Annotated in this window: 5 protein-coding genes; all 5 read right to left on the bottom strand. The window is 65.0% G+C overall.

Annotated elements, in window-relative coordinates:
• Positions 1–711 precede the first annotated feature (711 nt).
• Positions 712–1,392, bottom strand: coding sequence for a phosphoribosylaminoimidazolesuccinocarboxamide synthase (locus Q1X76_RS06400; protein WP_300718796.1), 681 nt, complete (start codon positions 1,390–1,392; stop codon positions 712–714).
• Between the two features lie 204 nt (positions 1,393–1,596).
• Positions 1,597–2,955: a sodium:alanine symporter family protein gene (locus tag Q1X76_RS06395; protein WP_300718795.1), complete on the bottom strand. Its 1,359-nt coding sequence runs from the start codon at positions 2,953–2,955 to the stop codon at positions 1,597–1,599.
• A gap of 805 nt (positions 2,956–3,760) precedes the next feature.
• Positions 3,761–4,234, bottom strand: a complete 474-nt coding sequence (locus Q1X76_RS06390) for a hypothetical protein (protein ID WP_300718794.1) — start codon at positions 4,232–4,234, stop codon at positions 3,761–3,763.
• 813 nt (positions 4,235–5,047) lie between these two features.
• Positions 5,048–5,896, bottom strand: a complete 849-nt coding sequence (gene prmC / locus Q1X76_RS06385) for a peptide chain release factor N(5)-glutamine methyltransferase (protein ID WP_300718793.1) — start codon at positions 5,894–5,896, stop codon at positions 5,048–5,050.
• Positions 5,897–5,995: 99 nt separating this feature from the next.
• Positions 5,996–8,464, bottom strand: coding sequence for an endopeptidase La (gene lon / locus Q1X76_RS06380; RefSeq protein WP_366140991.1), 2,469 nt, complete (start codon positions 8,462–8,464; stop codon positions 5,996–5,998).
• Positions 8,465–8,517: the final 53 nt, after the last annotated feature.

The following is an 8,517-nucleotide window of genomic DNA, read 5'->3' as shown; positions in this document are numbered from 1 at the left end:
TGCAGATGTCAGACCGCTATGCGCCTGCTAGGGCGCGGCTGGTAAAAAAGCCTTACAGGCGCATATGAAGAACCACCGGCTTTGCCGGTGGGTTCCTTTTTCATGGGCTTCAGCCTGCTGGACGCCTGACAGGCGCGAAACAAACAACCACCCGCCATGCGGGTGGAGACAGGCCTCCTTCCAGACGGCCTCCCTTTGCAGTGGGCTGTTCTGTTTCCACATGGATGAGTGCACTGCATGCGATCCCGCAGCCTTTCGTGTGCGCGGGGATGCTGTTCAGCTGCCGGCAAACGCGCGTCCCGGCAGTCAAAGCCTTGCACAAGGCGGCGCCTTCCTGCTGCCATACGGTGTTCCTTACGCCCGTAGGGAAGGGCTGGCATCCCGTCTGAGCGAAGGGAAGGCTTTTGCGTGTTCCCCATGCCCGTGAGGATACCGGTGTGCGAAGCATGGGCATAAGAAAAAGAACGGCGTGTCCCCCATGCCCGTGGGGATACCGGGGTTCCTGGCGCAGCAGGCAGCGGGTGCATGGCATATCCCTCTGCGCGAAGGGCCGCAGGGTGCGACCATGCTCTGCCGGTCGCGTCATTCCGTTCCCCAAACGTCACAGATGACAAAAAAAGCCCGGCAGGGACCACAAGGGCTTCCCTGCAGGGCTTGCCTTCCAGGCATGTGCCGTCAGCGATGCGTGCCGCGGCGGCAGATCGTCGCGGTTTAGGCGAAGAACATCTTGGACAGGGTCATGGGATCGATGTACTGGCCGTCCTTGTAGACGCGCATGTTGCCGGAAGCGATCTCGTCGATGAGGATGACGTTGCCGTCGGCGTCGTAGCCGTATTCGAACTTGATGTCGTACAGCACCAGACCCTTTTCCTTCAGATCGTCAGCCACGATCTGGGTGATCTTCTGGGTCATGTCCTTGATATCGTCGTACTGCTTGTCGGTCATCACGCCCAGGGCCACCAGCGCATCCTTGGTGACCAGGGGGTCGCCCAGGGCGTCGTTCTTGAAGGTGGTCTCCACATAGGCGGGCAGGTCGGCACCGGATTCGATGTAGTCGCCGTAACGGCGGATGAAGCTGCCCACGGCCTTGTGGCGGCAGATGACTTCCAGGCCCTTGCCGAAGGGCTTGGCGGGCAGGACCTCCATGGTGGTATCGGCCAGGTTGGCGCTCACATAGTGGGTCTTGATGCCGGCGGCATTGATCTTTTCAAAGAAGTAGATGGACATGCGCAGGTTCACGTCGCCGACGCCGTCGATGGTCAGGCCCACGGAGTTTTCGCCGGGATCGAAGACGCCGTCCTTGCCGGTGCAGTCATCCTTGAATTTCAGCAGATAGTTGCCGTTTTCCAGGGCGTAGACGTTCTTCGTCTTACCAGTGTAGATAAGCTCCATTTTCGATACCTCCGGGAAGCTTGGGTGGAAGAAAATGTACGTTCCGGCCTGCTGGGCCGGTCAGAAGCAAAAGTGTCCGGTATGCATATAATTATTATACTGTGAAATCAAGCGGGGAGACCGGGGCCTGCCGGCCTGCCCAAACGGCAACGCCCCCTGTCCGGGAGCCGGGCAGGGGACGTTGCTTGCATATGGCAGGGACGTCTACCTGGTACTGACGTCAGCCTGTTCGAAGTCTTCAAGTGCCTTGCTCACGACCTTGGCCAGGCCGATGAGGGCGATCAGGTTGGGGAAGGCCATCAGGCCGTTGAACATGTCGGCCAGTTCCCACACCAGGTTCACCTGCAGCAGGGAACCCATGACGATGAAGCACATCACCACCAGGCGGTAGGGGGTCACGCCGCGTGTACCGAAGAGGTACTTGACGTTCTGCTCGCCGAAGAAATACCAGCCCACGATGGTGGAGAAGGCGAAGAAGAGCAGGCAGATGGCCACGAACTTGATGCCGAAGGCGCCCAGACCGGTGGAAAAGGCCTTCTGGGTCAGGGCGATGCCCGTGGTGGTGCCGTCCAGGGCGCCGGTCACGAAGATGACCAGGGCGGTCATGTTGAGGACGATGAAGGTATCGATGAAGACGCTGACGATGCCCATCAGGCCCTGCTGGGCGGGGTACTGCACCTTGGCCACGGCGTGGGCATGCGGGGTGGAACCCATACCGGCTTCGTTGGAGAACAGGCCGCGGGCCACGCCGTAGCGGATGGCTTCCTTGACGCCGGCGCCGATGATGCCGCCGGTGGCCGCCGCGGGATCGAAGGCGCCCACAAAGATCATCTTGAAGGCCGGGATGATCTGGTCAGCATTGCTCAGGACCACGAACAGGCCGCCGACCACATAGAGCAGGGCCATGAGGGGCACCATCTTTTCGGTCACGGCGGCGATGCGGCCGATACCGCCGAAGAAGACGAAGGCGCCGCAGGCGGCGATGATCAGGCCCATGACCAGGGGCGGCACTTCAAAGGCGGTCTTGAAGGCTTCGGCGATGGAGTTGGACTGCACCATGTTGCCGATGCAGCCCAGGGCGATGATGATGGAAACGGAGAAGAAGACGGCCAGCTTGTGGCTGCCGAGACCTTTGGAGATGTAGTAGGCGGGGCCGCCGGTGATGTGCCCGGCGTCGTCGCGGGTACGGTAGACTTGGGCCAGCACGGCTTCGGCGAAGATGGTGGCCATGCCGAAGAAGGCGGCGAGCCACATCCAGAAGATGGCGCCGGGACCACCCATGGCGATGGCGGTGGCGGCGCCGGCCAGGTTGCCGGTGCCCACCTGGGCGGCGATGGCGGTGGCCACGGACTGGAAGGAGCTCATGCCGTGCTTGTCGGCGCGCTTGCCCTTCAGCGAAAGGTCACCGAAGAGCATGCGCACGGCCTGGCCGAATTTGCGGATCTGGATGAACTTCAGACGGAGGGTGAAGTATATGCCCACACCACACAGCAGCGGGATCAGGCAGTACATGCCCCAGATGAAGCTGTTGATGCTGGAGACAAGTTTCGTCAATTCTTCCATGGTTTCCCCCTCAGGCTATCCGGCCTGCATGTCATCCGGCAAGAGGAACCCTCTGTCCGTCCGTCGTCTGGCAACGCATGTCGAATATGGTGTGATGGTGTCGGGTCCGGCAACCGTCACGGGATTCACGCACGGATGAAACATCTGCATCCATGACGTCAAAAAAACAGCCTGTCCCGTCCGTCTCCTGCCGGACCCGTCACCGGGCAGCCTCTCTGCCGGGGCGGGGAGGAAAGCCGTTTTTCCGTGCGGGCAATGTGTGCCGCATCTTCCCGTAACAGTTGTCTTTAATTTATCTGTGCGTTTATGACAGTAAACCGTATCACAGAAAATGTCCATGCCGGAGTTGATCGGGAGACATTTCCCATGCTGCGGCCGGAGCATGACGACACAGGCCGGCCGTCCATGCGGGGGCTGACGCTGCGGCGCGGGCCCAACGGCAGGGAAAGGAGCCAGAGGACACACGGTGCGGGGCAAGGGCAGGCGCAGCGACAGGCGGCGCGGGGGAATTGCCGGCGTGCAGTCCAGCGCCGGAGAGGCAGCAAGGCAGGACGCAGGAAGACACGGGCCGTGACAGGGCAGGCCGGAGCAGGACCGGCACAGGGAGGCGCAGCAGTGCGGCGACCGGCGTGAAAGACGGCCCTTGGCACGGCGTGCGCCCGGGGAGGCCGTTTTGCCTCCCGACGAACACCGGACGGGCTCTGCGCGGGATGCGCCGCAGGCTCCGTCCGCGTTCCCCAATGACGGAGCGCAGCCGGGTGTGGACAAAAGAAGGGGACAGCGTCTGCCCGCCGCCCCCGCAGGATCATCCTTCGTCGTGGCTGTTGCGCCGTCTGCGCCGGGGCTTTTCCTCCTCCGCTTCGTCCGGCAGGGCCTCCGGCGCTTCGGGCGTGGAGAGCTGTTCCCGGATGCGGTCGCGTTCCTCACGCGGTTTGGCCACCAGGCGCAGCTGCTTGACCAGGACCTTGCCGATGACCAGCACTTCCTCCACGTCCGCCAGCTGGTCGAAATCCGGGGCATCGGGACTGAAGTCTTCGGGGGCGTCCCGCAGTTCTCCTGACGTCATCCTGAAAATATACATAACGTGCCTCCGTGGCAGCAGTTTTGAGTTCTCCGTATCCAGTCTGACAAAGGGCGAGCCGCGCAGCAGGGCCAGCCGTTCTTCCGTCATGGCGCGGCAGGGGAAACGCCGGCAGGCCAGACAGGCCAGCAGGGGGCGCTGATGCTCCTTCAGCGGGCAGCGGATGGCTTTTTCCGTAGGGTCTGCGTATCTTCCCATGACGAACCCCTTTGCCTTGCTTATAGCAGAGAGCGGCCCCCGGGCCTAGCCGGAAGAGGGCTGATTTTTCCGCCGGAGGCCGTGACGGCCACCGTCCGCGCGAGAGTTTTTTCCCTTCCCCCCCAGGCCCTCCATCCTTTCCCCGGCGCGTTTTTTCAGGTGAGCACGGGAGCATGCGGCAAGCATCCTTACACTGGGGATGTGTCGCCCTGTCGTCTCCTCCAGCCTGTGGACGGAGCATGCGGCAAGCATGTTTTTGTTGCAGATATTCTCTCTGTATTGGGAATAAATCGTAAAAGTTGCATCAACACGCCCTGGCGGGCGCGGAGGAGGCCCGCCGCAGCTCGTGGCCGCGGCGCAGCGCGGGAAAAGGCTGGTCCGGCCCTGGACAGGCCGGGCACCGGTGGGCAGTAGGTACTGGCAAGGAGGGGTATCCTGCTGCGTGCGGCCGGCGGTGCTTGCCGTTGGGAGTCCGTCAGGGCGAAATCTCCCTCTCTCGCGGTTATGGCCACGCACGGCCGCGCCCTGACGGCAGCCATGCTCCACGGCCGGCAGGCCACCGGACCTCGGGGCCTGTCGTCCGGCAACGGCCACGGCACAGGCAGGGAGGTACAGGGCGGTGTGCATGCGGAAGCGCCGGGTGGCGTGTTCGTCGTGCGACGGGCGCCGGGAGAAAGCTCCCTGCCCCGCAGGCACGGCGACCCTGACGTCGGCCGGGGCGCTCGTCGCATAGCGGTCGGGATGCGGGCGGGGGGGCAGGAGCGGACGCAGGCCGCGTCCACTGTGCGCGTTGCGGGAGGGAGGAGGGGAGGCTCAGGCCAGGCGCGCCCAGGTGCAGCGGTCCAGACCGGCCAGGTCCTGTTCGGTACGGGCGGAGGGAAAGCCGGCGTCGGCCAGCAGGCCGCGTACGGCCGCGCCCTGGCGGTAGCCATGCTCCACGGCCAGCAGGCCACCGGACCTCAGGGCCTGTCGTCCGGCAGCGGCCACGGCGCGCAGGTGGCGCAGGCCGCCGTCCCCGGAGAACAGGGCGCCGTGCGGCTCATGGCGCAGCACTTCCGTCATGACCTCGCCTTCTTCCGCGACCGCGATATAGGGCGGATTGCTGACCAGCAGGTCCAGACAGCGCGGCGGCAGCGGCGGCACGAACATGTCGCCCCGCACCAGGGCCAGCCGTCCTTCCGCGCCCAGGTCACGGATATTGCGGGCCGTCACGGGCAGGGCCGCCGCGCTGTACTCCAGCAGCAGGCCCCGGCTGCGCGGCAGTTCCAGGGCCAGGGTGATGCCGATGCAGCCCGTACCGGCGCCCAGATCGGCGAAGCGCAGGCCCTCGCGTCCCCCGGTTTCGCGCAGCACGATCTCCAGCAGCAGCTCGGTCTCCGGCCGGGGGATGAGGGTCTGCGGGCTGACCGCGAAATCCCGGCCGAAAAATTCCCGCCGCCCCGTGATGTGGGCCAGCGGTTCCCCGGCGCAGCGCCGGGCCGTCAGGGCCCGGATGGCACGGGCCGCTGCCTCGTCCACAGGGGCGGGCATGACCAGCATCAGGCCGATGCGGTCCAGGCGCAGCACATGGGCCGCCAGCAGGCGGGCCTCCAGCGCGGGGGCGTCCGTGCCCGCGGCCTGCAGCTCGCGGGTCAGTCGGGTCAGCAGTTCCTGAAGCGTCATGGGTCCCCCCTGTGTGCCGTTCCATGAAAAAAACGGCCCGGGCACAGTACACCGCCCGGGCCGTCCGCGCCCTCTCCTCCGGGGAGGCGGGCGCCGCCGTTATGCTTTTTCCGGGGCCGGGGCGGCTTTTTTGCCGCGCGCGGCCGTCTTTCTGACAGGTTCGAAGGCCAGGGCCAGCACATCGTCGTAGGTGTGCGCGGCATGGACCTTGATCTTCTTCAGCAGTTCTTTGGGCACCTCTTCCAGATCCTTGACGTTCTGGTCGGGGATGATGACGTGCTTGAGCCCGCGCGCCACACCGGCCAGGATCTTTTCCTTGATGCCGCCCACGGGCAGCACCCGGCCCTGCAGGGTGATCTCGCCGGTCATGCAGGTATCGGCCCGCACGATGCGGCCGCTCAGGGCCGAGATCAGGGCCGAGGTCAGGGTGACACCGGCGGAAGGGCCGTCCTTGGGCACGGCCCCGGCAGGCACATGCACATGGATGTCCTGCGTTTCGCTGAAGTCGGCGTCGATGCCCAGGCTGTCGGCCCGGCTGCGGATGTAGCTCATGGCGATGCGGGCGCTCTCCTTCATCACGTCGCCCAGCTGGCCGGTGAGCTGCAGGTTGCCCTTGCCCTTCATGCAGGCGCATTCGATGGTCAGCACTTCGCCCCCGGCAGGGGTCCAGGCCAGGCCCAGGGCCATGCCGGGCATGAGGCGCTTGTCCTTTTCGTCTTCGATGAAGCGCGGCGCGCCCAGCAGTTTTTCCACCAGGGCGGTGTCCACGGTGAAGCCGCCCTTCTTGCCTTCGGCCCGCTGGCGGGCCAGCTTGCGGCAGATGGAGCCCAGTTCGCGTTCCAGGTTGCGCAGCCCGGCCTCGCGGGTATAGCCGCGGATGACGGCGCTGATGGCGGTATCGTCCATGCGCACGTCGCCGTCATGCAGGCCGTTTTCCGTCACCTTCTTGGGCAGCAGGTGGCGTTTGGCGATCTCCACCTTTTCCTGCATGGTATAGCCGGGCAGGGTGATGATCTCCATGCGGTCGCGCAGGGGAGCGGGCACGGTCTCCAGATGGTTGGCCGTGCACAGGAACATGACCTTGGACAGGTCGAAGGGCACGTTCAGATAATGGTCGCTGAAGGTGTGGTTCTGTTCGGGGTCCAGTACTTCCAGCAGGGCGGACGAGGGGTCGCCGCGAAAATCGGAGCCCAGCTTGTCCACCTCGTCCAGCACGATGACCGGATTGCGTGTACCGGCCTGCTTGATGGCCTGGACGATGCGGCCGGGCATGGCGCCGATATAGGTGCGGCGGTGGCCGCGAATCTCGGCCTCGTCATGCATGCCGCCCAGGGACAGCCGCTGGAAGCGGCGGCCCAGCGCGCGGGCGATGGAGCGGCCCAGGGAGGTCTTGCCCACGCCTGGAGGCCCGGCGAAGCAGAGGATGGGGCCCTTGGACTGGGGATTGAGCTTGCGCACGCTGAGGAATTCCAGGATGCGGTCCTTGATTTTGTCCAGGCCGTAATGGTCTTCGTCCAGGATGGCCTTGGCATGGGCGATGTCCAGGCGGTCGCGCGAGAGCTTCTTCCACGGCAGTTCCACCAGCCAGTCCAGATAGGTGCGCACCACATTGGCCTCGGAAGAATCGGCATGCATGCCGGAAAGGCGGCGCAGCTGCTTGTCGGCCTCCTTGCGCACGTCCTTGGGCAGACCGGCCTTGTCCAGGGCCTGGCGCAGCTCGTCCAGTTCCTCCTCGCCTTCGGAGGCGGCATCGCCCAGCTCGTGGCGGATGGCCTTGATCTGCTCGCGCAGGAAGTATTCCTTCTGGGCCTTGTCCATGCCTTCGCGGGCCGTGCTCTGGATGTGGGCCTGCATGGTGGCCACTTCCACCTCGCGTTCCAGCTGGATGTTGACCAGCATCAGACGTTCCACCGGATTCACGGCTTCGAGGATGCGCTGGGCATCAGCGGTCTTCATGCGCATGTTGGCGGCGATGAGGTCGGCCAGGCGGCCGGGCTCTTCCACGCCCTGGAGCACGGCCAGGATATCGGGGGAGGCCACGCCGCGCAGCTGGAGGACCTTTTCGCTCTGCTCGCGGGCGGTGCGCAGCAGGGCCTCGATCTTGGCGTCCCGGGGCGGCGTCTCTTCCTGCAGCACCGTGATGCGCGCTTCCAGATAGGGCTCCACGCGGTGGTAGCCTTCCACCCGGGCCCGGCTGGCGCCCTGCACCAGGATCTTGATGCGTCCGTCGGGCATCTTGAGCATGCGCATGACCTGCACCACCGTGCCGGCGGTATAGAGGTCATTGGGCGCGGGGTCTTCGGTGGATTCGTCCTTCTGGGTGCAGACCAGCAGGTGGCGGCCCTTCTTGAGGGCGGCCTCCACCGCTTTGACGGATTTTTCCCGACCGATGAAGAGCGGCAGGATCATGTAGTTGAACACAACCACATCCCGGACGGGCAACACCGGCAGCAGGTCGGAGATCTGCTGTTCGCCGGGTGAGGCCGCCTGCTCGTCGCTGCCTGCCCCGTCGTCCCGGCCGGCGGTTTCCACCGCCTGGCTCAGGGCGTCGTGCAGTTCGGACAGCATGTCCTCCAGCGGACGGTCGTTTTTTTTCTGATCAGACATATATACTCCCGGGC

The organism is uncultured Desulfovibrio sp., assembly GCF_949282365.1.
In the GTDB taxonomy this organism is placed as follows: Bacteria; Desulfobacterota; Desulfovibrionia; order Desulfovibrionales; family Desulfovibrionaceae; genus Desulfovibrio.
The sequence above is the reverse complement of the archived record's forward strand: the minus strand, read 5'-3'. Positions and strand labels throughout refer to the sequence as shown.